At 72.2% G+C, this 435-nt stretch carries 1 protein-coding gene; it reads right to left on the bottom strand.

The window, feature by feature from the left end; translation table 11 throughout:
- A partial coding sequence (locus AACY49_RS31205; protein WP_339528198.1) for an NAD(P)/FAD-dependent oxidoreductase occupies window positions 1-435 on the bottom strand: 435 nt, incomplete at both ends.

Raw genomic sequence — 435 nt, 5'->3', positions numbered from 1 at the left:
GTGCCCGCGCGCTTCGGCCGGGCGGGAGGTGCCTCGAACGTCGTGCTTGCCGCTGGCGAGGAACAGCGCGTCGCCGACCAGGTCGGCACCATCGTCGAGCCGCGCCGTCAAGCCGTCGATCGCCCGCGCCGCTACGCCGCGCTCGACAGCGGCACCTGCATCGATCGCGCGCTGGAGCAACACGCTGTCGAGCAGGCGGCGCGACACTCCGTGGGCGGCGCGGCGCAGCGGCGTTTCGACCAGCCGCTCGCCCGCGATCAGACGCACCGTGGTGATCCGCGCCGGGCCCAGCGCGGCAGGTTCCACGCCAAGCTTTTGTAGCGATTCGAGCGTTCGCCAGCTTAGACAGCCGCCACAAATCGCGTCGCCGGTTTCGCGGCTGCGTTCCACCAGCAGGTGCGGGGCGCGTGCGTGCGCCAGCACGATCGCAGCGCT

Origin of the sequence: Pseudomonas sp. EL_65y_Pfl2_R96, assembly GCF_963970905.1 — a bacterium.
Taxonomy (GTDB): domain Bacteria; phylum Pseudomonadota; class Gammaproteobacteria; order Pseudomonadales; family Pseudomonadaceae; genus Aquipseudomonas.
Note: the sequence above shows the minus strand (reverse complement) of the source record. Positions and strands in the feature narration are given on the sequence as shown.